Genomic DNA, 25,564 nt, shown 5'->3' with positions numbered 1-25,564 from the left:
CGACGTCGCCCTTACCCATTGTACACTTCTTTTAAGTCGGCTTCGGTGTATAAGTCTTCTTCATCTTTGAGGAAATCAAAAGCCTGGCTTTCGGCGGCTAGCTTCTGGATTCCCTGCGCCAGCTGCTGCTCCTCGTAGCACTTGCTTACGAAGTCGGCGAAGTCAGAAATTTCTTCGGCTTTATCGGCGGGAAGCAAATTAACGGCTTTGATGGTGCGGTCGATAATTGCCTGCTTGCTTATCGTCATGGCAGTTGTTGTTGAATGCTTAAAGTTACTGCGAAGGCGCCCCGCAACCACAAGGTTACGGGGCGCTTTTGCTTATCCTCTGCCCTACCCCCTCAAAAAGCCGCCGCGAACTCCTTCGCGAACTCCTCCAGCTTCACCTGGCCCAGCGGGGGCTTGTGCTGCTCGTAATCCTCGCCCAGCGCGCCGCTGTTCATGCTGGCGTGGATGTCCACGACATCGACGGCGGTGCTGGGGGGTAGGTCGTTTTGGAGCAGGTTTTACCCGCGGCTTTTGAAACCGCGGGCGCGGGCCAACGGTTTGCATAACCCGGCCGCGCCGCCGGGCGTACTGCCCCAACCGGCCTTTTTCCCGCCATGACTGAACTCCAACGCCTCTTCCTCGCCTACGACCAGCACCGCGCCGCGCGCCAGCCCTGCGCGCTGGCCACGGTGGTTGAGGTCATTGGCTCGGCCTACCGGCGGCCGGGGGCGCGGATGCTCGTGACCGAAGACGGCGAGCTGACCGGGGCCATTAGCGGCGGCTGCCTGGAGGGCGATGCGCGGCAGCGGGCGCGGCGGGCCATTTTTCAGGGTGAGCCGGCGCTCGTGACCTACGACACGCGCGACGAGGACGACCCGCGCCACGGCCTCGGCCCCGGCTGCCAGGGCGTGGTGCGCATCCTGCTGGAGCCGCTGGATTTTACCAATGCCGATAACCCGCTAGAGCTGTTGCGCGACTTTGCCCGGCACCCTACCCCCGCCGTGCTGGCCACCGTGTTTGCCACCGATGCCAGCGGATTGAAAGCCGCCGTAGGCCAGCGCGTGCTGCTCACCGAAGCGGGGGTAGTGCGCGGCACGCCGCTGCTGGCCGCCCCGCTGGCCGAGGCCGCCCGCGCCACGCTGGCGCTGGGCCAGCCTCGGGTGCTGGACCTCGACACCGACGCCGGCCCGGTGCGGGCGTCGCTGGAAGTGCTGCGGCCGCCGCTGCGCCTGGTGGTGTACGGGGCCGGCAACGACGCCCAGCCGCTGGTGCGCCTGGCCGCCTCGCTGGGCTGGCACATTACGGTGGTCGATGGCCGGCCCCACCTCCCTACCCCCCTGCGCTTCCCCGAAGCCGCCGAGGTGCGCCTCACGCCCGTGCGCGAGCTGGAAACGGCCACGCCCGACCCGCTGGCCTACCACGTGCTGCTCAGCCACAACTACGCCTACGACCTGGCCGCGCTGCAAACGCTGCTGGCCTCGCCCGCGCCCTACATTGGCCTACTGGGGCCGCGCCTCAAGGCCCAGCGCCTGCTGGAGGAGCTGGCTGCATTTCCGGCCGCGCTGGTGCAGCACTTGCGCGAGCGTTTGCACAGCCCCATTGGGCTGGATTTGGGCAGTGAAACGCCGGAGGAAATTGCCCTGGCTATTGTGGCTGAGATTCAGGCGCAGCACAGTGGGCGGCAGGGGCGGCCTTTGCGCGAGCGGGCGGGCACAGTGCATATTCCGGCCAGTGTATGATACTGGGGTTCAACGAGTCGTTTATTCCGGCCATCATCGCGGGCACCAAGGTGCATACTATTCGGGCGGGCCAGCGGTGGCGGGCGGGCGCGGTGGCGCAGTTTTGCGCCCGCGCCCACCAGCCCAACCACTACGAGTTCTGGCCGCCTTTGCCGGTGCTGCTGGTGCAGGAAATCGAGCTGACGGCCACCGAGCTGCGCGTGGACGGCCGCCCCCTACCCCCCTCCGAGCTGCTGACGTTGGCTCAGGCCGATGGCTTCGAAACAACGGCCGGACTACTGGCTTTTTTCGCCGACCAGCCCCTACCCTTCCGGGGGCAGCTCGTGCACTGGACCGACTGCCGGTATTAGCGCCGTAGCGCGAACTTTCCATGTTTCGGGCGCGAGCGCAGCGAGCAGCCGGGACGGGGTGGCGCGAAGGGTCCCTACCCCCCTCCGGCGCGCTAAGCCCAGCTAACGGACTGGGGAGCTGCCCTGGTTTTCTGAATCCTATGGCGGCTTACTTGCGTTGGATAAGCGCGCATCTGACTGCGCTTCATCTGTTCCTGCGAAGGCAACGTAGAACTTTGTCTTATGAGACACGCTGAGCTGGCCCACGTGGGCATCCCGATTGCGCCTTCCCTGGACCCTACTTTGGCCGACGATGGCGTGCGGCCGCGCGTTGCGCCCGACAAGCAGCGCCTGCTGCGCATTTCGGCGCTGGCGGTGCTGGTGGCCATTACTATCAGCATCGTGGCGCGGGGGCTGGTTTATTTGATTAATCTGGTAACCAACCTGGTTTTTCACGGCGAGGCCTCCATCATTTACCATAGCCCGGCTGATAATCACCTGGGCCTGTGGGTAATAGCCATGCCAGCTATTGGCGGGCTGGTGGTGGGGCTGATGGCTATTTACGGCTCCAAGGCCATTCGGGGCCACGGCATCCCGGAGGCGATGGAGCAGATTCTGACCAACCAGAGCCGTATTAAGCCGGCCATTATGTACCTCAAGCCGCTGTCGGCGGCGGTGGCCATTGGCACGGGCGGGCCGTTTGGGGCCGAGGGGCCGATTATCGCCACGGGCGGCGCGCTGGGCTCCACCCTGGGGCAGCTCATCAAGGTGACGCACCACGAGCGCAAGGTGCTGCTGGCGGCGGGTGCTACGGCGGGCATGGCGGCCATTTTCGGCACGCCCATCGCGGCGGTTTTTTTGGCTATTGAGCTGCTGCTGTTCGAGTTTTCGCCCCGCTCGCTGCTGCCCGTGGCGCTGGCGTGCGTGACGGGCGCGGCCGGCCACCACCTCCTATTCGAGGCCGGCCCGGTGTTTCCGATGCCGGCGGTGGCCGCGCCCAGTAACCCCGCGCTGGCCACGTATAGTGCTATCGGCCTGCTAGTTGGTCTGCTTTCGGTGGGCGTTACCAAGCTGACTTATTATATCGAAGACCTGTTTGAAGAGCTACCCATTCACTGGGCGTGGTGCCCGGCGCTGGGCGGGCTGGCGGTGGGCATTATTGGCTATTTCGCGCCGCACACGCTGGGCGTGGGCTACGAGAATATCACGGCCGTGCTGTCGGGCACCGCGCCTTTAGCGCTGCTGCTGGGCTTGTGCTTTCTGAAATTTACGTCCTGGTCAATTGCCCTGGGCAGCGGCACCTCGGGCGGCACGCTGGCCCCGCTGCTCACCATTGGCGGGGCGCTGGGAGCGCTGCTGGGGCTGGCTATTCAGCATTTTTTTCCGGCTTCCGATATCGTGCTGCCGCTGGCGGCACTGGTGGGCATGGCCGCCATGTTCGCGGGTGCGTCGCGGGCGCTGCTGACCTCCATCGTGTTTGCGGTGGAGGCTACGGGGCAGGCCTCGGCGCTACTGCCGCTGCTGGGGGCCTGCACGGCGGCCTACCTGGTGTCGTTTCTGCTGATGGGCAACACCATTATGACCGAGAAAATAGCCCGCCGCGGCGTTAAAACGCCCGTGGACTACGAGCCCGACCTGCTTGACAAAGTGAACGTGGAGCGCGTGCTGCAAGGCAATATGCTGGCCATCAGCACAGACAATACCATTGGCGAGGTGCGCGCGTGGAGCGAGCGCGAGCCCGACTCCGAGCGTACTACTCCCCACTTGGTGACAGTACACCCCGACGGTACCTTCGCCGACATCGTGAGCCTGGTGACGCTGGCCGGCTGGCACGCCGACGACAACGCGCCCATCAGCACGCTGCTGCAGCCGCGCACAACCGCCGTGCTGGCCACCGATTCGCTGCGCACGGCCGTGGAACACATGGCCCGCGAAAACGTGGACGTGCTGCCGGTGGTATCGGCCGGCAAGCTGCCGCAGGTCAGCGGCGTTATCTCGTACCGCGACATCCTCGCCGCTTACAAAAACCGCCTGGAGGACGACAGCAAAATGGTGCCGCACATTTTGCTCAAGCGCAAAAGCCTGCGGGTGCTGCTACGCGGCCAGGCGCTGTTTCAGAAGCAGCGTACGGAGGCGTAGCCCTACCCCTCACTGCTGGTCGGGCTGACGTAAAAGCCGTTTGTCCTTGCGAGCGCAGCGCGACAATCGCCCCAGAACGAGACCCGCACCGCTCGTTCCGCTAGCTCGTTCGTCATTCGTTCTGGAGCGACTGCCGCGCTGCGCTCGCAAGGACAAACGGCTTTATGTAAATCTTACTGTTTACTCAAAGCCCCGGCCAGCATCGTCCTTTTCCTCCTTACGCTTGGATTTCGCGGCTTCGCCGTCGCGGCCGAAGCGGTAACTGAAATTGAGGAACGCCACGCGCGACTCGCGCTTGTTGTAGCTCTGCGAGTCGAGGCCGGGGGCGTAGGCCAAGAAGTTGTATTGCAGCGTATTAAATACGTCCGACACGCGCAGGGTGATGGTGCCCCGGTTGTCGGGCAGGAGGGTATACTTGGCGGCCAGGTCGGTGTTGAACGACGTGAGGCGGCGGCCCTGGGCCGTGACCACCGGCGAGCGGTAGTTGAGCGACACCTGAATATCGAGCTTCTTCATAGGCGTGAAGGTTGAGTTGAGGCGGGCCATGCCCACGATGTTGCTGTTGGTGTAGTCGGAGGCCAGCAACGTGGTGCGCACGAGGCGGCGGAAGGTGGAAGCCGAGCCGCTCAGCTTCCACCACGCGGCGAGGGGTAGGGAGCCTACCAATTCCAGCCCGTAGTTGGTTTCCTGACCGATATTGAGGCGGGTAGTGCTCGTGACTTGGTAGCCGGTGAGCGGGTCGCTGATAACCTGACGGAAGCTGGTAATCGTTTGTTTTTCAAGACTATAAAAGCCTGTCACGGCCACCGATGCTTTGTTGGCGAAGCCTTTTTGGTAGCCCAGCTCGGCCTGGCCTTCATATTCGGGCAGCAGGGCGGGGTTGCCGGCGCGCAGGTTCAGCGGGTCGGAGCGGTCCAGAAAGGGATTCAGCTCGCCCTGGTTGGGGCGCTGCACTCGGCGCGAGTAGCTAAGCTGCACCTGCTGCTCGCGGGGCAGCCCGTAGGCCAGCGTGCCGCTCGGAAACAGGTTGAGGTAGCTGCGCCGGAACTCCTGGCCCGTGAGCTGCTGCTGGCCGTGGGTGTTGGTTTGCTCCAGGCGCAGGCCGCCCTGGTAGCGCAGCTTGCCCAGCTCGCCGCCCAGGCTGGCGTAGAGCGCCTGCACGTATTCCTGGTACAAAAAAACCGACTGTTGCGCCAGCGCCGGGCTGGCGCTGGTGGCGGTACTGCTGAAATCATAGCGGTTGTCGGAGCGCTGCCAGGTGCTCTTGGCCCCGGTTTCAAAGCGGCCCTTCTCGCCCAGCGGCTGCGTAAAATCGACTTGCGCCGCGCCCTGGTGCAGGTAGGTATGGAAGGTCTGCTGCTGAGTAGCCAGTCCGCCATCGCCGAGGTAGCGCAGGTTGGCGGCTAGGGCGTTGTCGGCCGAAAGGGGCGTGTACACGGCCCCGGCCGTCAGCTCGCGGCCGGGCCGGGCGGGCCACACGCGGCGGTAGTCGAAGGTAAAATCGGCCGACTTATTGTGGCCCAGGCTAGCGTTCTGGCGGTCGCTGGTACCCACGTACACCGGCTGGTTGAGCGTCTGGTCCTGCTGGCGCGACAGGATGGTTTCGTCGTTCTGGTAGGTATTGAAGCGCGGCTGCGCGGCCAGCGTCAGGGTCTGGTCGTGGGGTAGGGCGTATTCCAGACCCACGCGCACGGCGTGCGAAGTTTGGGCGGTCTGGCCCTGGCGGCCCTGGTGCAGCAGCAGCGTGTGGTCGGTGGTGGTGGGCTGGCCGGTGGCGGGGTCAAGCACCGGGCCAGTAGTGGTCTGGTCGAGGCTGCCATTGGTGAAGCGCGGGTCGCGCCGAAAATCATACGAGCCAAACAGGTTCAGCTTGCCTTTGCGGTAGTTGAGCGTGAGTGAGGTGTTGTATTTGTTGCGCGTGCCTACCCCTCCCGAAGCCACGCCATTGAGGCCATCGCGCTGGTTTTTCTTGAGAATGATATTGATAATGCCCGCCGAGCCGGCCGCGTCGTAGCGCGCCGAGGGGTTGGTAATAACCTCGATGCGGTCGATGCTGCTGGCCGGAATCTGGTCGAGGCTGCCGCCGCCCGCGCCGCCCGCCGCCCCGGTGGGCTTGCCGTCGATGAAGATAGTGACGCCGCTTTTGCCGCGCAGGCTGATGGCCCCGGTCTGGTCCACGGCCACCGAGGGCACGTTTTGGAGCACGTCGGTGGCGGTGCCGCCCACGGCGGTGAGGTCCTTGGCCACGTTCACCACCCGCTTGTCGAGGCCGGTGCTCACGGGGGGCCGCTCGGCCGTCACCACCACTTCGGTGAGCCGGGTGGCGGCCGGGCGCAGGCGCAGGCTGCCAAGCTGCGCCGCCGGCGCGGCGCTGGTGAGGCTCACTTCGCGCTGGCCCACGCGGTAGCCCAGCACGTTGGCCCGCAGCACGTAGGCGCCGAGCCGCAGCTTTTCGAGCGCAAAAACCCCGGCTTCGGTGGTCTGCGCATCGGTCACGGCCGTGGAATCGGGTAGGCGCAGCAGCACCACGGAGGCGAAGGGAATGGGCTGGCCGGTGGTAGCGTCGAGCAGGGTACCGCGCACGGCGCTCGTTTGGGCCAGCGCGGGCACGCTCAGCAGCGCCAGCAGGGGTAGCGGCGCGGTGCTTTTGGTAATAAACAACATGGATAGCAACCTCTGAATAAAGCGCAAAAGTACCGGCCGATTCTGTGGGGATTTTGGGCCGTGGGTAGTAAAAGCCTGCTGGCAGCTGGCCGCTACTTTTGCTGGGCACTGGTAAATGCTGCGCAACGATGCGGCACTATTTTTCCTACTGCGCTACTTTTAAGCTGATGAACGCGTCTACTTATTCTGGCCAGTATTTAAGCAGCGGGGTGCCGGTATCTTATGTTTGCTACCTGCCAATCTGACTCCCCCTTCCCCCACTATCATGCTAACGAAGTACCTGATACTCTTCTTCTTATTGATTGTGATGGGCTCACACGCCCAAACCATGTTGAAGTTTGATAAACGGTTTGTTGAATGCGAAGACAAATGGGTAGTTTTTCGCCCCGACAAGGACGGCACTTACCACTACGGCTTTATCTATATCGACGAGCAGGCAGGTCTTACGCATCAGGTCGGGGGGAAATTCACTATTGCTAAAGACGGCAGCTATGTACGCATACCCCAAGGACTTGACAGCATCAACATGAAGGTCCGTCTTCTGCCCAATCAGGTGCGCGTAGCCTTGCTTCCTCCGGTCGCGTTTGCTTCATTAAAAATCAACGCGACACCAGACTGGCTACATTTTTATAAGACGGACACGGTGTCCGTCAAGCACCTGTTCCGCTGGGGCTTTCTATATAATTCCTGGAATGAATCGGCTAAAGCGCTTACTTATCTACAACGTGCACAGCAACTTGACCCTAAATTCAGGGGCCTTGCGCCCGAGCTGGCGTACACCTACAACGTTTTGCAACAGTATGACAAGGCTATTGCGGTAGCATTAAATGGCCTCGAAACCACACCTGATAACTGCTACACTTACAAAGAACTCTCTTATGCGCAACTGCAACTGGGGCAGCTTGAAGATGCCGTAACCACTTATAAAAAAAGCATTTCACTATGCACTGACAAGGCAATAAAAAGCGAGATTGCCTTTAACATAACAGGGCATTACTACCGCACAAAAGATAGAAGCAATTTTGACTATTGGGCTAAGGAAATTAAAAAATGGGCGACGAAGGGCGATAAGTTCACCACTAATCTAATCAGTATGCAGGCGACTTTTCCCAAGTAACTGGCGGGTCGAACCTAGGCGCATTTGCTAGACTAGGCCCAAACACCTACCCCACCTTAACCGTTTGGCGTAGCAAACTCATTACGCTTACATGCTGTCACGCTACTTTTTGCTACTCCTGCTCACGCTGTCGGCCCTGCGCTTGGCGGCGCAGCAGGCCCCGAGTCCTGCTGACACGCTCCATGCCCGCGCCTTGCCCACAGCTACCGTGGTGGGCTACGGCGAGCGGCTGCCGCTGCGCCGCACGGCCGCGGCGGTGGGCGTGCTCGACCAGACGATTATTCAGCGGTTTAATGAGAACTCGCTGGCCTCGGCGGTAAATACGCTGCCGGGCGTGCGGCTGGAGGAGCGGGCTACGGGCAGCTACCGCATCAGCGTGCGGGGCAGCACATTGCGTTCGCCATTTGGGGTGCGCAATGTGAAAATGTACTACTTCGACATTCCGTTTACGGAGGCCAATGGCACGAGCCCGCTCAATATTCTGGACCCGGCGCAAATCGGGCGCATTGAGGTGCTGAAGGGGCCGGCGGGCAGCGTGTACGGGGCCGGCACGGGCGGCGTGGTACGCCTCGAAAACCGCCGCCCTACCCCTCCTATTTCGGCCAACGCGGCGGGCCAGGGCCGGGCGCAGGTGGGCTACTCGGTGGGCTCGTTCGGGCTGCGCCGCTTCACGGCCTCGGTGGAAACGAGCAAGGCGAACGGCGACTACTTCCGGGCGCAGTATGCGCACCAGCAGCTGCACGGCTACCGCGAGCAGAGCGCGCTGCGCCGCGACGTATTCGCGCTCGACGGCCAGACTTCGCCCACCGACCGGCAGACGCTGGCCGTGCACGCGCTCTACACCGATTTGTATTACCAATTGCCAGGCGGCCTCACACGGACGCAGTTTGAGCAGGACCCACGCCAGGCGCGGCCGGGCGCGCCGAGCGGCCCCGGCACGGTAGCCCAACGCGCCAGTTACGCCTCGCAGACCGGGCTGCTGGGCGTTACGCACGAGTACCAGATTTCGGATAAGTGGCGCACAGTGGCCACGCTCTACGGCCGCAGCACCAGCGTACAAACGCCTTATCTGGTTGATTGGGAGCGCGATGCCATTCTGGGCGGCGGCGGGCGCGCGGCGCTGCACTACCGCGGCCTGCTGGCGGGGCACACGCTACGGGTGCAGGGCGGCGGCGAGTTTCAGGTGTCGTTTACCGATTCGCGCAGCTACCTCAACGTGGGTGGCGCGCCCACCACGCTGCGCTACGACGACGAGATTCGGACCCGCACGGGCTTCGTATTTGCTCAGGCCGACTATGAGTTACCGGCCGGCTTCCTGCTCACGGCCGGGGCTAGCTACAACCGCCTGCGCTACCAGATTGACCGCATCTCGTCGGCCGCCGCCAACCCCACGGGCTACGGCGTGGCGCGCGATTTTCAGCCTCAGGTGTTACCGCGCCTGGCTTTACTTAAAGAATTGACGCGTAACATCTCGGCCTACACCAGCGTGAGCAGTGGCTACTCGCCGCCCACCGAGGCCGAGCTGCGGCCCTCCGACGGCACCATCAGCCAGGATTTGCAGGCCGAGCGCGGCACCAGCTACGAGGTGGGTAGCCGGGGCACGCTGCTGAGCGGCCGGCTGAACTTAGACGTGGCGCTGTTTGATTTGGAGCTGCGCAATACCATCGTCTCGCGCTCCAACGCGCAGGGCATCCAGCTCTTCGCCAATGCCGGCGACACCCACCAGCGCGGTGCCGAAGTGGCGGCCAGCGGCTGGCTGTGGCAGCCTCCTACCCCCTCCGATGCGCCCAGCCCGGCGGCGGGCCTGCGCGCCTGGGCCAGCTACGCCTACAATCGCTTTCGCTTTGGCAGCTATGAGTCGGCCACCGGGCAGCAGTACGGCGGCAACCAGCTCACCGGCACCGCGCCGCACACGCTCAGCGCGGGCCTGGACTTCAGCGAGGCGCGAGGCTTTTACCTCAGCCCCACGGTGGGCCACCAATCGACTTTGCCGCTCAACGATGCCAACACTGACTACGCGGCGGGCTACTGGATATTCGGCAGCCGGGCTGGCTGGCGGCGCACCCTGGCCGGCCGGCTGAGCCTGGACGTGTACGGGGGGGTAGAAAACGCCACCAACCGCCGCTATAGCCTCGGTAACGACCTGAACGCCTTCGCCGGCAAGTATTTTCAGCCCGCGCCGGGCCGTAATTATTACGCCGGCACGCTGGTGAGCTGGCGCTGGTAGGGCGCGGGGCTGCCCCCTGCCCGGCGTTGAACGACTCGTATTAGTAGACCCTTTTATTACCCGATGGACGGGGCTTTTCGTCGGGGCGCACGCGGGCAATTAGCACTACGAACGCCAACAAGGGCCGCTTACCCGGAGATATCCTACTCTGACCCGCAGCTATCCTACTTAAGTTTGAATATGTTTTACTTTTTCTCGAATATATTCTACTTGGGGTATCCAACTGTGTGCTCTTTTCAAAGGATATCCTACTTTGGCTAAAATATATCCTACTCTTGGCGGCCGGCACGCTACTTGGGTAAGAAACTGCTGATTAATATTGGGCGAACGCATCGGTGGGAACGGCGGCCGTCGTGGCCATTTGCAGACCTAGAGTGGTTCCTAAATCCAGGTACAGATTAGCTGGGGCGGGCTGCCGGTTTTTTGCTGGCTGTCCGCTCGTCGTTCTCGCCGCTCGTTCTCGCAAAGAGCGGACAGCTGGCGAAAAGCCGGCAGCCCGCCCCGTACACCGACCTGGTAACTGCTCTAAGCTGGGCCGTACAAACACCGGCTCCGGCTTTGCCGTAAGCCTGCCGGCACGCCCCCGAGACGGGGGCACCGCCTACCCTATCCCACTTACCCTTCCTTTTCCATGAAAATTTCCCTATTACTCGTAGCGGCCCTGGCCCTTACCCTGCACACGGCCGCCGCGCAAAGTGGCGGCGGCTCGGCCCTGGGCGTAAAGCCCAACTACAAAGTGGGCGGCGAGCCGTCGTCCAATAAGCCTAAGGGCAAAAATATCATCACCCGCTCGGGCGGCGAAGGCCACAATAGCGTGCAAGCGCCCAAAGGCAAAATCCTGGTGGCCCCCACCGCCCCGGCCAAAACCAAGGGGCGCACCAGCTCCACCAATTCGCCGCAGTAGCGGATTTTGGGCCTTGTTGACAGCGGCTGGCTCGGTCCATCGGGGTAGGAGTTCAATGTAACTCTTACCCCGATGGACCGGGCCAGCCGCTATTTTTGTAAGCGTAGTCCTACTAAGCTACTCAAAGCAAATGGCCAGCTTATCCTCCCGAAGCGAGTTTTTCCTTGTTGCTCTGGTGATAAGCTTACTCAGCAGCTGCACAGCGGCCATTGAAACCAGGAAAACACCTACTTGCGAGGACAGCCACATTTTTACCTGGCCGGCCCAGCAGCTGCACGACTCGATTCCGGCATTATTCCGAGCAGAAGATTCGCGGCAGGATGACGACCCGGTGCTGAGCCGGCTCTTCACTTATGACATCCCGGAAGCTGGCCCCGACGCGACAGCCATGCAAGCTACTTTCACTGCGGAAACGGCTGACAGCGCTTTGTTTGGAAAGGAGTATTTCACGCGCGCAACAGCCGGCAACATCTATTTGCACGACTTCGGAATGAGCTGGAAATCACCAACCTACTTCGCTAACGGCAAGCCATTAGCTTATTTAACGGATTTTGCTATTAAGCTTGATTCGGTAGGTCCATCTCAAACGAAAGTATCCATCGAAACGCTGCATCCGCTGGTTTATCATGGCTTCGGCGGCATTGGCGCGCACGGCCCGAGCTTGATAGCGAAGCAAGTCCCCGTAGCCGCATCCAGGCCCGAAGAATGCGCGCTGCTGACTTATCTCATAACGCAACTCCCTACCCCTCCGCCCCTACAACGTGACCCCGATGCCCGGCCCGAGCAGGAAGAACGGCTTGCCCGCCGACAGCAGGTAGCCGCCGCCCAGGTAGAGCGGAAACGTGAGCCGCGCGCCCGTGCGCACCGGCGTCACGGAGCCCAGCACCACGATGCCCAGGTCGCGGCCGGTGGCGCTCTGCGACAGGTTGAAGGCGTTGAGGGCCACGAAGCCCGCCCCGATGCGGTAGGGGCGCTGCCGGTTGATTTTGTCGGGGGCGTAAAAGCTGAGCTGCGCCAGCGTGGCCAGACTGATGCCGCTGAAGCTGCCGTAGCCATCGGTGCCCTGCACCTTCGTGAGCAGGCCCGCCGGGAAGCTCACGTTCACATCGAAGTTGACGTGGCGGCGCAGCACCAATTCTACCTGCTGCGAGTAGCCCTTGGTGCTGTACTGCTTGGCATCGTCGCGCACGGTGATGATGATGCGGTACCAGGCATCGAGGTCGTAGGTTTTGCGGCCCAGCAGGCTGTTGAGGCTGAAATTACCCGCCTGGCAATCACTACCCTGGTAGTAAGCGTAGCGCGGCGACGCCTCCCCTGGGCAAATAACGAGCTGGTCCACGGTGCGCTGGTCAATGAGATTGCCCTTATCGTCCACGGTGCGCACGTCCATCGTCAGGTATTGGCGGCCATAGAGGTCGCGGCTCTCATCAATGGCGTTGGTATTGAAGCTGAACACCACGTCGGGAATAGTCTTGTCGTAGAGCACCGGGCCGTTGAGCTGGGTAATAGGGCGCGGGCCGTTGCCGTAGTTCACCAGCACGAAGTTGAGCGGGTGGGGCCGCTGGGCCTCCTTCACGCTCAGGGCGAAATCGGTGGGCGCGTTGCCATCAAACACCACTACGCGCCGGCGCACGCTGCTCAGGGGCACCTGCACGCGGTAAATCACCGTTTTCTCGGAGCGCGTAGACGAGTCCGAGGGAATGATATTGGCCCCGTCGAAGTGGTAGCGGCCCTTGAGCAAGGACTCGCCTTCGAGGCGCACGTCCACGGTTTCGCCGGGGTTCATGGTGGTGCTGGTCGTCCAGTCGCCGCCGCGATGCAGCACGCTGAGCGTGGCAATGCGCGGCCGGGGCGTAATGTCGAAATTGGTAATGTACTTGGCCAAATCACCGTCCTTGATGTAGAGGTAGCCGTCGCTCTGGCGGTGAGTATTGTACACCCGCAGCTGGCACAAAACCCGGTCATTCGACAAATAGCTGCGGGTAAACAGCTCGGCCACGAGCGCGCCGCCGGGCTCCTGTTGGCCCTCCACGCGGTAGGTGCGGCGCAGGTCGAAGTTGTGGCCGTCATCCAGAATCAATTCGGTGCCCGTGGTGCGGCCCGCGTCGTCGTAGGTAATGTCCTTGCGGTCGGGGTTGAGGAAGCGCAGGCGGCTGGCGCGCACCACAAAATCGAGGCGCAGCGGCGGCAGCTGGTAGCTGAGGCGACCGGCCCCGTCGAGGTAGGGCCGCTCGGCCTGGGCGCGCACCACCACGGTGTGCGGCCCCAGATTATTGGGCACGAGGTGCAGGAAAAGGCCGTTTTTTTCGCGCGTCAGCTTGTAGTCAATCGCCTGGTCTTTGGTCCACTCGTTGGGCACGCGCACGTTAGCGAGGTTATTCGTGCTCACTTCCAGCACCCGTTCTTCGCCAATAAACAGCTCAGGGTTGGTCAGGCGCGCATCGAGGGTAGTACGGGTCAGGGGTAGCAAGCTCACCAGCTGCGTGGCCCGCGCCGGCCGGCCAGCCGAGTCGGCGGCCGGCGCAAACGCCAGCCGCACGAAGGGCGCGCCCGTGAGGTTGCGAAAGTGAATCATGCCCCGGTACTCACCGCCCGGCCCCGCGATGAGCGAGTCTTGCAGCACAAAATCGGAGGAGGGCAGCAGGCGCGGCGGCCGGGCCCCTGGCCGGCTGGGCACGAGGCGCAGCTCAGCCACCTGGTTGTCGTCGTGGTAATAGAAATAGAGCCGCGGCTCGCCGGCCACGGTCAGCATCTGCTCGCCCAGGCTATAGCGCACCGTGTCGAAAGTAAGCGAGAGGCTGCGCAGCAGCGGGGGGGTAGGGGCCTGCGCGCAGGCCGGGGCCCAGCTGCCTAGCCACAGCACGAGGCCCGCCAGCGCGCTCCGCCAAAATAATATTTTCATGGGCACAAAAGTCCGGCTAGCCCCAGAACGGGGAAAACCAGTGCAAAAAACGGGTATTTTTTATCAACAACGCCAGGCTATCGCTGGCAAAGCCGGCTTTGAGTTGGCTACCTACCCCCAAGCCAGCCGCAAACATCCATCCTTTTTGTTGAGGTTTGCGTGAGCCGACCGGGCTTCATAGTCCACTCATGGCTGGCTGCTTGCCTTTGAGTGAATTTTCCACCCCCTCCTCCGCCTCTTCATGCGCCGCGCTCTATGCCTTGGGCAGCTGGCGGCCCTCCTGCTGCTGGCAGGGCGGGCCAGCCTCGCTACTCCCCTCCCACCCCCCGACTCGGCGCGCACGGCCCCGCCCCGCCTCACGGTGGGCCTAAGCACCGCCAACCGCACCACCTACCTGCAGCGCGCCCCGCAGGCCGCCGACGACCGCGGCTACCTCGGTACCACGCTCACCTACCAGGCCCCGAGCGGCTTCGTCGCGTCGGGCTACCTCAACCACTCCTACGCCTACACCTACCTGCACGAGCCGTTTTACAACTTCGGTGAATTGATGGCGGGCTGGCAGTCGGTGAGCAATTCGGATACGTACTGGACCGTGCAGTACACGCACCTGTTTGCCTACGGCGAGAGTGCGCTGGTGCAGGCTTCGCTGCGCAACGACCTCAGCGCCAGCCTCACGCAGTTTTTTGGGCTGGTTACGGCCAGCGTCAGCGCCGATTTATTTTTGGGCAACAAGACCGACTTTGTGCTGACGCTCAACGCCAGCCACCACTTTCAACTGCCCGTGCTGGCCCACGACACGCTGAGCATCGAGCCTACCGTGGAGTTTGGGGCGGGCAGCCAGCACTTCTACGCCGCCTCTCTGGGCAAGACCACGGTGGTCAAAACCAGGCGCAAAGGCACCACTACCACGTTTACCGAGCCGGCCACGCCGGGCTTCAGCTCGCTGGGCTACACGCTTTCATTGCCGGTCAGCTTCGCGGCCGGGCGCTATGTGGTGGCGGCCACGCCCAGCTACCTGGTGCCGCTGCACATTCCGAATGGCGGCAACACGAGCGCTTTTTTCTACGGCACGCTGGCTGTGAGCCGTACCTTTTGGTAAGCAAAATTTTGCTTACCAAACAGCTAACTCTTATTCTGCGGTAGCCAGGCCTTTATTTTATCGACTAATTGCTGGGGCGAGTCGGCCACGTTGAGGTGCAGGCCGTAGGCGGGCATTTCGAGGGTGGCGAGCTGCGAGTCAAGCATATTGGCCTTCATGTAGCTGTCCTGGCGCGACTCCATGCGTTGCAGCAGCAAAGCCCGGTCGCCGGTCAGGAAAACCCAGTCCAAGGGCTGCTGCGCGCCGGCTTGCAGGGTAGTGCGGTAGCTTTCCTTGAGCGACGAGCAGGCCAGGATGGCCCCTTTATCCTGCTCCCACTGGCCGATATGTTGGGCCAGGTCAGCGAGCCAGCCGGCGCGGTCGGCATCAGTGAGGGGCGTACCGTGGGCCATTTTGTCGATGTTGGCCTGCGGATGAAAGTCGTCGCCGTCGAAGAATGGCAGGCCGGTTTGCTTAGAGAGCAATTCGCCCACGGTCGTTTTGCCGCTGCCCGAAACGCCCATCAGGACAATGATTGGTTTGTTCATGCCCGCAAATAACGACCGCGGATTCAAACTGATTTAACGGATTTCGCGGATACGCCGCTGGCGCGGCTCAACACGGTGTTTTTACCGCTCAGCCGGGCCGGCTACCGCTCGCGGGGCAGGCAGTTGGGGGGCCAAAAGCAAGCCGGTAGGTTTGGGTATTCTTTCACCTCAAACCCCTGGTTGTCATGTTCACTCGCCTGTTTTTTCGCTTGATTTTCGTTGTGGCGCTCGTGCTGGCGCTGCCCGCCGCCCGCCCGGCCCTTGCCCAGACTGCCCCTACCCCCCACCCCGCGTTTAACGTGACCGTGACGGGCCACGGCCGGCCGGTTATTCTTATTCCGGGCCTCACCTGCCCAGGGGCGGTGTGGGACGAGACGGTGGCGCGCTACCGCGGCCAGTACCAGTGCCACGTGGTGTCATTGGCCGGCTTTGGGGGGGTAGGGCCGCAGCAGCCGGTGCCCGCGCACTTGCTGCAAGACACCCGCGACCAGCTGCTGGCCTACATCAAAGCGCAGAAGCTGCGCCGGCCGGTTATCATCGGCCACAGCCTGGGCGGCTTCCTGGCCCTGTGGATGGCCGCCACCGACCCTACGGCCGTGGGCCCGCTCGAAATAGTGGATTCGCTGCCCTTTATTTCGGCCGTTCAAAACCCCGCCGCCACCGCCGAGCTGGCGCGCCCCCAGGCCGAGCAGCTGCGCCAGCAAGTGAGCCAGGGCCACCTGACGCTGACCGCCAGGCGCCAAATGAGCGCGGGCATGGTCACCGACTCGGCCCGCATTACCCAGTTGACGCGCTGGAGCCAGGGCTCGGACCCGGCCACCGTGGCCCAGGCCATGTACGATATGTACACCACCGACCTGCGGGCCGACGTGGCGCGCATCAAGCAGCCGGTGCTGGTGCTGGGCTCGTGGGCGGGCTACAAGCAGTACGGGTCCACTAAGGAGAGCGTGCGCGCCACCTTTACCCAGCAGTACGCGCAGCTGCCTCAAGCCCGCATCGAGCTGTCGGAGGCCGGCCGCCACTTCCTGATGTACGACGATACGGCCTGGTTCTTTGCCCAAACTGATGCCTTTTTGCGGCAGCGGGCAGTGGCGGTGAAGTAGCGCTTAGCACAGCTCCCTACCCCCTCTCTAACCTCATTATCTCCCGCCCATGCTTCCTGCCCAACATGTTGACGCGCTCCGGCTAGAGCTGTCGGTGAAGGCCAAAAACGGCCTCGACTTCATCTTGGCAGCGACGGTGGTGTGGGTGGCCATCGCCTACGTCTGGACGCTGCCCTACCCCCCCGCCCGGCTGGGGTTCCTCACGTTCTTCGTGGGCGCGCCCATGCTGCCGCTGGCCTGGCTTTTTTCGAAGCTGCTGCGCACCACCTGGACCTTGCCGCACAACCCTTTGCAGCCGCTGGGGCTGTGGCTGAATTTTGCCCAGCTGTTTTATTTTCCGTTTTTATTCTTCATTTTTGGCCAGCACCCGGCGTACTTTGTGATGACCTACGGCATCATTACGGGGGCGCATCTTTTTCCCTACGCCTGGTTTTACGATGCCCTCCCCTATGCCTTCGCGGCGGGGCTGATTTCGTTCGGCTGCCTGTTTGTGGGAGTGCGCACGGCGGCTAGCGCGCCCTATTGGGTACCGGTGTTCGTGGCGGGCGCGCTGCTGGGGCTGGCAGCGGCGCTGTGCGGGTCGTATCGGCGGCACGCGCGGGCCTACTACGGCGGCGCGTAGCGGCGGCGTAATCTTGGCTTTTATTCTCCGCTTTCTATGAATCGCCTCACTTCCAACTTCCGGCTGTACTGGCTGCTGCAAGCCCTGGGCTGGGGCCTATGGGGGCTGGTAGGCCTGGTGCTGAGCATGGGTTTCGGGCGGTCTTCCTGGGTATTGATACCCGTAGAGCTGGTAGTGGCCGGCACCATGCTGGCGGCCAGCCACGCGCTGCGCACCTTCGTGCGGCACCATGGCTGGGCGCGCTTGCCGCCGGGGCGGCTGCTACCCCGCCTGCTGGCCATCAACGTAGTAATCGCCCTGGCAGCTACGGTAATAATGAGCGTATTCATCGCGGGAATGCTTTGGCTGTGGCTACCGCAACAGCTGGTTAAGGGCTTCCCGTGGCTACAGTACGTAGGGTATTTCATCACCAATTCGATGGCGCTGTGGCTGTGGTCGGCGGTGTATTTCGGGCTGCATTATTTCGATAATTTCCGGGCGGCCGAAATTGACACCTGGAAGCTGGCCGCCATTGCCCGCGAGGCCGAGCTGCGCACGCTGCAAGCCCAGCTCAACCCGCATTTTCTCTTCAATGGACTGAACAATATCCGGGCCCTGGTGATGGAAGACCCCGCCCGCGCCCGCGCCATGATGACGCACCTGGCCGAGCTGCTGCGCTACTCCATGCAGCGCAACACCCTGGCCCAGGTGCCGCTGGCCACCGAGCTGGAAATCGTGGAAAACTACCTCCAGCTCGAAGCCATGCAGCTCGAAGAGCGCCTGCGCTACACCCTCGACGTGGCCCCCGAGGCCCTGCCCGTGCTGCTGCCGCCCATGACGGTGCAGCTGCTGGTCGAGAACGCCATCAAGCACGGGCTGGCCCCGCGCCCGGCCGGCGGCTGCCTCAGCCTGAGCGCCCAGCTCGACGGGGCGGGCACCGGCCTGCTGGTGGCCGTGCGCAACACGGGCACCTACCAGCCCACGCCCGGCCACCCTGGCGTGGGCGTGCGCAACGTGGGCGAGCGGCTGCGGCTGCTCTTCGGGCCCGCCGCCAGCTTCCGCATCGGCCCCGACCCACTGCGGCCCGATACCGTGCTGGCCGAACTGCGCTTGCCGGTTGGTAAGGAGGTGATGAGGGCTAAAAGAACGTCATCACCTCCTTACCAAAAATGAACGCCTTACTCATCGACGACTCGCGCCTGGCGCGCACCGAGCTGCGCCACCTACTGCGCGCCTTTCCCGACGTGACGGTGGTGGGCGAAGCCCGCCACGCCGACGAGGCGCGCCAGCAGATTCAGGCGCTGCGGCCCGAGGTGCTGTTTCTCGATATTCACATGCCCGGCCAGTCGGGCTTCGACCTGCTGGCTTCGCTGGAAGGGGCCGTGCCGCACGTTATCTTCACCACGGCCTACGACCAGTACGCGCTCCAAGCCTTCGAGGTCAATGCGTTAGACTACCTGCTCAAACCCGTGAGCGAAGCCCGGCTGGCCGCCGCGCTGGCCAAGCTGCGGCCGGCCGCGCCGGCAGCCCCTACCCCCCCACCCGCGCCCGAAGCGCCCGCGCCGCCCCTCACGGCCCACGACCAGGTATTCGTGAAGGACGGCGAGCGCTGCTGGTTTGTGAAGCTGGCCGATATCCGGCTTTTTGAAATCAGCGGCAGCGCCACGCGGGTGTATTTTGAGCAACACCAGCCGCTGATAGCGCGCAGCTTGCAGCAGTTGGAGGCGCGCCTCGACCCCAAGGTATTCTTCCGGGCCAACCGCCAGCAAATCATCAACCTGCAGTGGATTGCGGGTATTGAGCCGTGGTTTAGCAACACGCTCAAAATCAGCCTACGCCACGGCCCCGACGTGGAAATATCACGCGCGCAGTCGGGGCTGTTTCGGGAGTTGATGAGTCTGTAGGGTGCGGGGCTTGCCCCCGCCCGGCTACCGCACGGCACTGGCGTGGTGCCTTCCGGCTACCGCGCGGCCGTGGGCAAAACACCTTCTTGGCACGCCAGCGCGAACGCCGCGTAGTCGGCCGCCACCACGGCCTGCGCCTGGGCCGCGAAGCCGAGCACGGCGGCGCGCCACGCGCCTACCCCCTGCCCGAAGGCCTGAAGCGCGTCGGGTCCGGCCGCGCCGCGGTGGCCGGCCGCCCGCAGGTGCGCCCAGGCCAGCAGGTGGCCAAAATCGGGTAGCGCAGCTTCAAAGCCCGCCGCGTCCTGGGTGAAATTGCTAAAGTCCAGCTTGTCGGCCACCGGCTGCAGGGCCCGCAGCACAAAGGGCCGCCCGCCCAGCTCCAGCGGCTGCAGCAGGGCCGGGCACACCGCCTGCAAGTAGCCCTGCGCCGCCACCACGCGGGCCGCCTCGGTAGGCCACGCGGGCTGCGGCACCGGGCAAAACGGCGCGGGCGCGGCCGGCAGCGCCAGCTTGAGGTCGAGCAGCCGGGGCAGCTTGCCGGCGTGGCGGCTTTTGGCCAGCAGCGCGTAGCGGGGCACGCCCAGGCTGCCTACCCCGGCAATGCGCCCGGCCACGTCGAGCAGCGGCCCGCAGGGCGGCTGGGGCTGGGCCAGCCGCCAGCTCTCTACGGCGCGCAGCACGGCCAGCGCCTCAGCGGGGGGTAGGGGGCGCAGGGCAGCCGACTTGTGGGCGCGGAAGTGCCAGCCGCCGTGCCGGCTGGCGCGGCCGGCCAGCAGCTCGCGCGGCCGGCGCTGCTGCACGTTATGGAGCAGCTGGCGCACCAGGCCCCATGCGGTGGCTCGTTCCAATAAATAGGCTTTGCCGGTGGCCAGCGCGGCGGCGTAGGCGGCCAACAGGGTTTCGGCGTGGGTCTGCTGGGCGGCGGGGGGTAGGCCAAAGTGCGCGGCGGCCAACCGCACGCTTACCAGCAGGCGGCCCACATCCCAGCTTAGCGGCCCTAGCACGGCTTCATCAAAGTCGTTTAAATCGAAATAAACCAGTCGGTTATCGCCCCGATACGAGCCAAAGTTTTCGATGTGCGCATCGCCGCAGAGCCAGCCCACCGGCCCGCCGGCCAGCGCGGGCGCGGCCCCAAAGCGGGCGTAGTAGAGCGGCGCGCTCCCCCGAAAAAACGCCAGCGCATCGGCCTGCATCCGGTGGTAGCGGATAGGCAGCAGCGCGGGCACCCGCCCAGCATCGTGCAGCTGAAAAAACGCGGCGAGCGCGCCGGGCGTGGCGGCAATATCGGCAGCAGGCATGGGTAGGGCAGGAAATAAGCGCAACTTATATCAGCCATACTGAGCATTGCCTGAACGCGCTACGCCGGGCCTACTTAAGCCGGCCGCAGCAACACCCGCGCGGGTGCGCCATCGCTGCCCGCTATTTTGAGAGGTAGACACAGCAACTCGTAGTCGCCGGGCGCGATGTGCTGCAAGGCCAAGCCTTCAATCACGCAAATGCCCGCGTCGAGCAGCGCGTGGTGGGCCTCGGCCTTCCCCACCGAGAGGTAATCCACGCCCACGCACACCACGCCCGCATCGCGCAAGTAGCGGGCCGCATCGCCATCCAGCGCCACAAAATCAGGCTTGAACGGCTCGGTGCTCCACTCACTATCCGAGATGCGGGTTTTGAACAGCAGCCGCGCGCCCGGCTTAATAGCCAGCTTTTGCACCTCGGCTAGGCTGATGCTTTTCGGGTCTTGGATGGCTACCACAGTGGCCGGGCCTATGAGGCGGCCCAGGTCTAGGGTCGTGGTGTCGCCGGCGCCGGTCGTGAAGTGCAGCGGCGCATCGACGTGGGTGCCGGTGTGGGCGCTCAGGTGCAGCTCGGTCACGTTGGCGGCGTCGCCGCGGTCCTGGCTCAGGGTGCGCTTGACGGTCACGCCGAGGTTATCGGGCCAATGCACCATCTGGTCGCGGATAGTCGTGGTGGCATCGAGCCAGGGAGCGGGGGTAGGCATGTTTCTACTAACTAACAATGAATGACTAATCGCGCCGAGCGCTTCCGCGTCCTCCGCGAAATTTTCCGCGGCTTCTGCGGTCCAAAAAACGCTCGCGCCTACTTGCGGTTTTCATAATGCGACTCAATGGTGTAGTGCGGCAGCAGGAGCTTGGCGACCAGGCCCGTCCAGCCAGTTTGGTGGCTGGCGCCGAGGCCCTCGCCGGTATCGCCATTGAAGTACTCGTTAAAGAGCACGTAGTCGCGGAAATTAGGGTCGTTTTGAAAAATGTCGCGGGTGCCGAAGCAGGCGCGGCGGCCGGTTTTTTCGTCGCGCAAAAACAGCCGGTTGAGGCGCTGCGCCAGCTCGTCGGCCACGTCCAAAATGGTGACGTAGTTGCCCGAGTTGGTCGGGCACTCCACCTTAAAATCGTCGCCGTAATAATGATAAAAACGCTGCAACGACTCCACAATCAGAAAGTTAACCGGAAACCAGACCGGCCCGCGCCAGTTGGAGTTACCCCCAAACATGTCGCTCTGCGACTCGGCCGGCTGGTAGTTCACCACGAAGGCCGTGCCGTCCGCTTTATAGACGTAGGGATTATCCAGATATACCCGCGAGAGGCTGCGAATGCCGTGGTCAGACAGGAATTCGTTGGGGTCCAGCATCCGGAATAGCAGGCGCTTCATGCGGTGGCCGCGCAGCAAGCTTAGCAGGCGGCGCGCGCCCTTGCCGGGCTCCTGCCAATGGCTCACCAAGTCGGCCAGGCCGGGGCGGTTAGTAAGTAGCCAGTTCATGCGGGCCAGAAATATGGGCGCGCCCATCAGCACGTCCTCATCCAGCACTTCCACCGCGAAGAGCGGAATCAGGCCCACCATTGAGCGCACTTTCAGCAGTTCGTGGCCGCCGCCGTCGGGCTTGTTGAGGGCATCGTAGTAAAACTCATCCTCGTCGTCCCAAAGGTCCAGCGCAGTGTTGCCCACGTTGGTCATAGCTTCGGCGATATAGAGAAAATGCTCGAAAAACTTGCACGCCAAATCCTGGTACACGGGGTTGGTCTGGCTCAATTCCAGCGCGATACGCATCATATTGAGCGCAAACATGGCCACCCAGGCCGTGCCGTCGGCCTGCTCCAGCGTGCCGCCGAAGGGCAGCGGCGCTGAGCGGTCGAACACCCCGATATTATCCAGCCCCAGAAAGCCGCCCTCAAAAATATTGTGCCCGTCGCGGTCCTTGCGGTTCACCCACCACGTGAAATTGAGCAGCAAACGGTGGAACACGGTTTCCAGAAAAGCCACGTCGCCGGCATCGCCGCGCTGCTTCTGGTCAATCTTGAACACCCGAAACGTGGCCCAGGCGTGCACCGGCGGGTTCACGTCGGAGAAATGCCACTCGTAGGCCGGCAGCTGGCCGTTGGGGTGCATGTACCAATCGTGGCACAGCAGCCGCAGCTGGCTTTTGGCAAATTCCGGGTCGAGCTGCACCAGCGGCAGGCAGTGAAAAGCCAGGTCCCAGGCCGCGTACCAGGGGTATTCCCAGGTATCGGGCATCGAGATAATGTCGTAGTTGGTCAGGCTTTTCCACTCCGCGTTGCGGCCGTTCAGCCTCTCGGGCGGCGGCGGGGGTAGGGCCGGGTCGCCGGCCAGCCAGCGCGGCACATCGTAGTCGTAGAACTGCTTACTCCACAGCATCCCGGCATACGCCTGGCGCTGCACCAGACGCGCATCGGCCTCGGTTATTTCCTGCTGAAGCTCGGCGTAAAACTCATCGGCCTCGTGCTGGCGCTGCGCGAGGATTTTCTCAAAATCGGCGAAGGGCGCGGTCAGGCCCGCCGGGCCCAGGCGCAGGCGCACCTGCCGGATTTCGCCGGGCTGCAAGGTGATGGTGTAGTGGGCAGCGGCCTTGGTGCCAGTGCGCGCCGGGTTCACGGTACCCTGCTTTTTATCAACTACATAACCATTAATGCCATCCTTGTAAAACTGCTCGCCCGACGGGTGCCCGTCAATGCGCTCCACGTTGGTGTGGTTGTCGCAAAACAACAGTTCGGCCGGGTCGTTCAGGTACCAGGTCAACTCGCCCAGCTCGCGACGACTGACTTGCACCGACGTGTTGCTCAGCGCTTTAAGACTAGGGCGGTAATCGTCGTAGCCCCAGGTCCAGGTGTTGCGAAACCAGAGTTGCGGCAGCACGTGCAACGTGGTGGCCTCCGGCCCGCGGTTCACGATGGTGTACTGAAAAAGCAGGTCGTCGGCATCGGCTTTGGCCATCTCCACGAACACATCGTAGTAGCGGCTTTCGTTGAAAATACCCGTATCAAGCAGCTCGTATTCGGGCTGCTGGCGGGTGCGGGCACCGTTTTCCTTCACCAGTTCTTCGTAGGGAAAAGCAGCTTGTGGGTACTTATAGAGCAGCTTTTGGTACGAATGGCTAGGTGTAGCATCGAGGAAGTAGTACAGCTCCTTCACGTCCTCGCCGTGGTTGCCCTGCGGCCCGCTCAGGCCGAATAGCTGCTCCTTTAGAAAAGGGTCCTGCCCGTTCCAGAGCGCGATGCTCAGGCACAACAGCTGCTGCGTGTCGCAGAAGCCGGCCAGGCCCTCCTCGCCCCAGCGGTAGGCGTAGGAGCGGGCCATGTTGAAGTTGGTATAATTCCAGGCATCGCCGCCAGCCGAGTAGTCCTCGCGCACCGTGCCCCACTGCCGCTCCGAGAGGTAGGAGCCATAGTGCCGCCAGTCTTTCTTCCCCGTATTTGCTTCTTCGAGGCGTTGATTTTCAGCGTTCATGAATTAGATAATGTCATTGCGCTCGCAATGACAAATGGTGCATTAAACAGTCCTGCCCTACCCCCCTGTGGCAAAGCCAGGGTACAGGGTCATGCCGCCATCCATAAAAATGGTTTGGCCAGTGATGTAGTCGGCCTCGTCGGAGACGAGCCAGGCGGCGAGCTGGCCAATATCTTCGGGCTCGCCCACGCGGCCGTAGGGAATGAGCATCAGCAGCTTGGCTTCGGCTTCGGGGGTAGCCCAGGCCGAGGTGTTGATGGGCGTTTTGATGGCACCCGGCCCGATGGCGTTCACCCGGATTTTCTGGGGGGCCAGCTCCTGGGCCGAGCTTTTCATCAATTCCATAATGCCGCCCTTGCTGGTGGCGTAGTTGACGTGGCCGGCCCACGGAATAACCTCGTGCACGCTACTCATGCATATCATCTTGCCCAGGGCCTTGCTCACGTCGGGCTGCGGGCCGCGCCGGATAAATTCGCGGGCACCTTCGCGCAGGCACAAAAACTGACCGGTCAGGTTCACGTCGAGCACTTTTTGCCACTGCGCCACGCTCATGTCCACGAACTTGGCATCGACCTGAATACCCGCGTTGGCCACCACAATGTGCAAGGTGCCGAAGTGGTCCACGGCCTGCTTGAACATGGCCTGCACCTGGTCCTCCTTGCTCACGTCGGCCTGAATGGCCAGGGCCACGCCGCCCGCGTCGGTGATTTCTTTCACCACGGCATCGGCCGCGTCGGAGTTACCGATGTAGTTGACGACGACGCCGGCCCCGTGGGCGGCCAGGGACTTAGCCACGGCCGCGCCGATGCCGGAGCTGGCCCCGGTGACGAGGGCAAATTGCCCCGACAGGCGGGACGAAGTGGGGGTAGGCATGAAAGAAAGAGAGAATAAGGCGAAAATTTACCGCGCCAACCGGCGGGGCTGCCCGGTAAGACGCGGTTTGGCCGGCGCAGGTTTTCGGCGGTGCGGCTTATTCTTAAAGCTCATCTACCCTTCACCATCGCAGGTCGGATTATTGCCCGTCGCGGTGGGCACTGAGGCTGCACTTTTGGCGTTGAAGTTCGGCCAGGCGGGAGAGTTTATTGGGTCCAGACGTTACTTTTAGCGCCTCCTACCCCCCGCTCAACGGCTAAGCCCCCGATTTAACTGATGCGCACTTTCTTGCTCGGATTTCTCCTCACGGCCGCCACGCTGGCCAGCTCCGCCTTGGTAGCCCAGACGCTACCCGACGTGGTGGTGCTGGGGCACCGGGGCGGCAAGCGCGTGGGCGTGCTGCGGCAGCTGGGCCTGAGCCCCGCTCAGGAAGCGCGCATTGCCACGGTGCTCGATGAGGAGCAGGCCGAGCGCAAGCAGCGCCTCACCCACCGCCCCGACGAAACCGAGCACGCCGCCCGCCTGGCCCGCGCCGCCGATTTTGAAGTCAAGATTCAGGCCGCGCTCACGCCCGCCCAGCGCGAGCACTACCAGGAGCTGCGCGGCCTGCGGCCCCCGCGCCAGCAACTACCCGAAATGCAGGTGCCCGGCGCTACCGTGCGGTAAAATGGAAAGACGCGCAGGGTTGCAT

Annotated in this window: 20 protein-coding genes; 12 read left to right on the top strand and 8 right to left on the bottom strand. The window is 63.3% G+C overall.

Annotated features, from left to right (window positions below):
* Positions 1–11 precede the first annotated feature (11 nt).
* On the bottom strand, positions 12–248 hold the full coding sequence (locus tag LC531_RS03120; RefSeq protein WP_223648866.1) for a hypothetical protein: 237 nt from the start codon (positions 246–248) through the stop codon (positions 12–14).
* 353 nt (positions 249–601) lie between these two features.
* Here LC531_RS03120 and LC531_RS03115 point away from each other — a divergent pair, with 353 nt between their 5' ends.
* The 3 genes from LC531_RS03115 (at position 602) to LC531_RS03105 (ending at position 4,194) form a co-directional block, all read left to right on the top strand.
* Positions 602–1,726, top strand: a complete 1,125-nt coding sequence (locus tag LC531_RS03115; RefSeq protein WP_223648865.1) for an XdhC family protein — start codon at positions 602–604, stop codon at positions 1,724–1,726.
* Positions 1,723–2,076, top strand: coding sequence for a hypothetical protein (locus tag LC531_RS03110; protein WP_223648864.1), 354 nt, complete (start codon positions 1,723–1,725; stop codon positions 2,074–2,076). The genes LC531_RS03115 and LC531_RS03110 overlap by 4 nt, the downstream gene beginning before the upstream one ends.
* A gap of 222 nt (positions 2,077–2,298) precedes the next feature.
* Positions 2,299–4,194: a chloride channel protein gene (locus LC531_RS03105; protein WP_223648863.1), complete on the top strand. Its 1,896-nt coding sequence runs from the start codon at positions 2,299–2,301 to the stop codon at positions 4,192–4,194.
* 180 nt (positions 4,195–4,374) lie between these two features.
* Here the strand turns inward: LC531_RS03105 and LC531_RS03100 are convergent, their stop codons facing one another.
* Entirely contained in the window at positions 4,375–6,858 is a 2,484-nt protein-coding gene (locus tag LC531_RS03100; RefSeq protein ID WP_223648862.1) for a TonB-dependent receptor, read from the bottom strand.
* Positions 6,859–7,123: 265 nt separating this feature from the next.
* Here LC531_RS03100 and LC531_RS03095 point away from each other — a divergent pair, with 265 nt between their 5' ends.
* The 3 genes from LC531_RS03095 (at position 7,124) to LC531_RS03085 (ending at position 11,106) form a co-directional block, all read left to right on the top strand.
* Positions 7,124–7,975 (top strand): tetratricopeptide repeat protein, encoded by an 852-nt coding sequence (locus LC531_RS03095; RefSeq protein ID WP_223648861.1) that lies wholly within the window; start codon positions 7,124–7,126, stop codon positions 7,973–7,975.
* Between the two features lie 91 nt (positions 7,976–8,066).
* Entirely contained in the window at positions 8,067–10,202 is a 2,136-nt protein-coding gene (locus LC531_RS03090) for a TonB-dependent receptor family protein (protein ID WP_223648860.1), read from the top strand.
* A gap of 631 nt (positions 10,203–10,833) precedes the next feature.
* On the top strand, positions 10,834–11,106 hold the full coding sequence (locus LC531_RS03085) for a hypothetical protein (protein ID WP_223648859.1): 273 nt from the start codon (positions 10,834–10,836) through the stop codon (positions 11,104–11,106).
* A 754-nt stretch (positions 11,107–11,860) separates the two neighbouring features.
* Here LC531_RS03085 and LC531_RS03080 read toward each other — a convergent pair.
* On the bottom strand, positions 11,861–14,008 hold the full coding sequence (locus tag LC531_RS03080) for a hypothetical protein (protein WP_223648858.1): 2,148 nt from the start codon (positions 14,006–14,008) through the stop codon (positions 11,861–11,863).
* Between the two features lie 241 nt (positions 14,009–14,249).
* Between LC531_RS03080 and LC531_RS03075 the strand changes: the two genes are divergently transcribed.
* On the top strand, positions 14,250–15,107 hold the full coding sequence (locus tag LC531_RS03075) for a hypothetical protein (protein ID WP_223648857.1): 858 nt from the start codon (positions 14,250–14,252) through the stop codon (positions 15,105–15,107).
* A gap of 23 nt (positions 15,108–15,130) precedes the next feature.
* Here LC531_RS03075 and LC531_RS03070 read toward each other — a convergent pair whose 3' ends face one another.
* A complete protein-coding gene (locus LC531_RS03070; protein WP_223648856.1) occupies positions 15,131–15,634 on the bottom strand; it encodes a gluconokinase in 504 nt (167 codons plus the stop codon).
* A 185-nt stretch (positions 15,635–15,819) separates the two neighbouring features.
* Between LC531_RS03070 and LC531_RS03065 the strand changes: the two genes are divergently transcribed.
* The 4 genes from LC531_RS03065 to LC531_RS03050 are packed head-to-tail and all read left to right on the top strand — an operon-like array spanning position 15,820 to position 19,242.
* Positions 15,820–16,737 carry an alpha/beta fold hydrolase gene (locus LC531_RS03065; protein ID WP_223648855.1) on the top strand — a complete coding sequence of 306 codons (918 nt, stop codon included), beginning with the start codon at positions 15,820–15,822 and terminating at the stop codon, positions 16,735–16,737.
* A gap of 49 nt (positions 16,738–16,786) precedes the next feature.
* Positions 16,787–17,359: a DUF7010 family protein gene (locus LC531_RS03060; protein WP_223648854.1), complete on the top strand. Its 573-nt coding sequence runs from the start codon at positions 16,787–16,789 to the stop codon at positions 17,357–17,359.
* Positions 17,360–17,395: 36 nt separating this feature from the next.
* The gene (locus tag LC531_RS03055; protein ID WP_223648853.1) at positions 17,396–18,511 is read left to right on the top strand and encodes a sensor histidine kinase; all 1,116 of its coding nucleotides are present in this window, start codon (positions 17,396–17,398) and stop codon (positions 18,509–18,511) included.
* The gene (locus tag LC531_RS03050; RefSeq protein ID WP_223648852.1) at positions 18,508–19,242 is read left to right on the top strand and encodes a LytR/AlgR family response regulator transcription factor; all 735 of its coding nucleotides are present in this window, start codon (positions 18,508–18,510) and stop codon (positions 19,240–19,242) included. Before LC531_RS03055 ends, LC531_RS03050 begins: the two co-directional genes overlap by 4 nt.
* Positions 19,243–19,298: 56 nt before the next feature.
* Here the strand turns inward: LC531_RS03050 and LC531_RS03045 are convergent, their stop codons facing one another.
* The 4 genes from LC531_RS03045 to LC531_RS03030 form a co-directional block, all read right to left on the bottom strand.
* Positions 19,299–20,540 (bottom strand): DUF2252 family protein, encoded by a 1,242-nt coding sequence (locus LC531_RS03045; protein ID WP_223648851.1) that lies wholly within the window; start codon positions 20,538–20,540, stop codon positions 19,299–19,301.
* Between the two features lie 74 nt (positions 20,541–20,614).
* Positions 20,615–21,241, bottom strand: coding sequence for a cyclase family protein (locus LC531_RS03040; RefSeq protein WP_223648850.1), 627 nt, complete (start codon positions 21,239–21,241; stop codon positions 20,615–20,617).
* A 98-nt stretch (positions 21,242–21,339) separates the two neighbouring features.
* Positions 21,340–24,000: an MGH1-like glycoside hydrolase domain-containing protein gene (locus tag LC531_RS03035; RefSeq protein WP_223648849.1), complete on the bottom strand. Its 2,661-nt coding sequence runs from the start codon at positions 23,998–24,000 to the stop codon at positions 21,340–21,342.
* A gap of 57 nt (positions 24,001–24,057) precedes the next feature.
* Positions 24,058–24,873 (bottom strand): SDR family oxidoreductase, encoded by an 816-nt coding sequence (locus tag LC531_RS03030; protein WP_223648848.1) that lies wholly within the window; start codon positions 24,871–24,873, stop codon positions 24,058–24,060.
* Positions 24,874–25,149: 276 nt separating this feature from the next.
* Here LC531_RS03030 and LC531_RS03025 point away from each other — a divergent pair, with 276 nt between their 5' ends.
* Positions 25,150–25,539, top strand: coding sequence for a hypothetical protein (locus tag LC531_RS03025; protein ID WP_223648847.1), 390 nt, complete (start codon positions 25,150–25,152; stop codon positions 25,537–25,539).
* Positions 25,540–25,564 lie beyond the last annotated feature (25 nt).

Source organism: Hymenobacter psoromatis (assembly GCF_020012125.1).
GTDB lineage: Bacteria > Bacteroidota > Bacteroidia > Cytophagales > Hymenobacteraceae > Hymenobacter > Hymenobacter psoromatis.
The sequence above is the reverse complement of the archived record's forward strand: the minus strand, read 5'-3'. Positions and strand labels throughout refer to the sequence as shown.

Coding starts and splice junctions, on each gene's coding strand:
- LC531_RS03110 (WP_223648864.1), top strand. CDS start 1,723: ATGATACTGGGGTTCAACGAGTCGTTTATTCCGGCCATCATCGCGGGC.
- LC531_RS03100 (WP_223648862.1), bottom strand. CDS start 6,858: ATGTTGTTTATTACCAAAAGCACCGCGCCGCTACCCCTGCTGGCGCTG.
- LC531_RS03060 (WP_223648854.1), top strand. CDS start 16,787: ATGCTTCCTGCCCAACATGTTGACGCGCTCCGGCTAGAGCTGTCGGTG.
- LC531_RS03050 (WP_223648852.1), top strand. CDS start 18,508: ATGAACGCCTTACTCATCGACGACTCGCGCCTGGCGCGCACCGAGCTG.
- LC531_RS03075 (WP_223648857.1), top strand. CDS start 14,250: ATGCGCCGCGCTCTATGCCTTGGGCAGCTGGCGGCCCTCCTGCTGCTG.
- LC531_RS03115 (WP_223648865.1), top strand. CDS start 602: ATGACTGAACTCCAACGCCTCTTCCTCGCCTACGACCAGCACCGCGCC.
- LC531_RS03025 (WP_223648847.1), top strand. CDS start 25,150: ATGCGCACTTTCTTGCTCGGATTTCTCCTCACGGCCGCCACGCTGGCC.
- LC531_RS03105 (WP_223648863.1), top strand. CDS start 2,299: ATGAGACACGCTGAGCTGGCCCACGTGGGCATCCCGATTGCGCCTTCC.
- LC531_RS03080 (WP_223648858.1), bottom strand. CDS start 14,008: ATGAAAATATTATTTTGGCGGAGCGCGCTGGCGGGCCTCGTGCTGTGG.
- LC531_RS03055 (WP_223648853.1), top strand. CDS start 17,396: ATGAATCGCCTCACTTCCAACTTCCGGCTGTACTGGCTGCTGCAAGCC.
- LC531_RS03070 (WP_223648856.1), bottom strand. CDS start 15,634: ATGAACAAACCAATCATTGTCCTGATGGGCGTTTCGGGCAGCGGCAAA.
- LC531_RS03120 (WP_223648866.1), bottom strand. CDS start 248: ATGACGATAAGCAAGCAGGCAATTATCGACCGCACCATCAAAGCCGTT.
- LC531_RS03045 (WP_223648851.1), bottom strand. CDS start 20,540: ATGCCTGCTGCCGATATTGCCGCCACGCCCGGCGCGCTCGCCGCGTTT.
- LC531_RS03095 (WP_223648861.1), top strand. CDS start 7,124: ATGCTAACGAAGTACCTGATACTCTTCTTCTTATTGATTGTGATGGGC.
- LC531_RS03090 (WP_223648860.1), top strand. CDS start 8,067: ATGCTGTCACGCTACTTTTTGCTACTCCTGCTCACGCTGTCGGCCCTG.
- LC531_RS03035 (WP_223648849.1), bottom strand. CDS start 24,000: ATGAACGCTGAAAATCAACGCCTCGAAGAAGCAAATACGGGGAAGAAA.
- LC531_RS03030 (WP_223648848.1), bottom strand. CDS start 24,873: ATGCCTACCCCCACTTCGTCCCGCCTGTCGGGGCAATTTGCCCTCGTC.
- LC531_RS03085 (WP_223648859.1), top strand. CDS start 10,834: ATGAAAATTTCCCTATTACTCGTAGCGGCCCTGGCCCTTACCCTGCAC.
- LC531_RS03040 (WP_223648850.1), bottom strand. CDS start 21,241: ATGCCTACCCCCGCTCCCTGGCTCGATGCCACCACGACTATCCGCGAC.
- LC531_RS03065 (WP_223648855.1), top strand. CDS start 15,820: ATGTTCACTCGCCTGTTTTTTCGCTTGATTTTCGTTGTGGCGCTCGTG.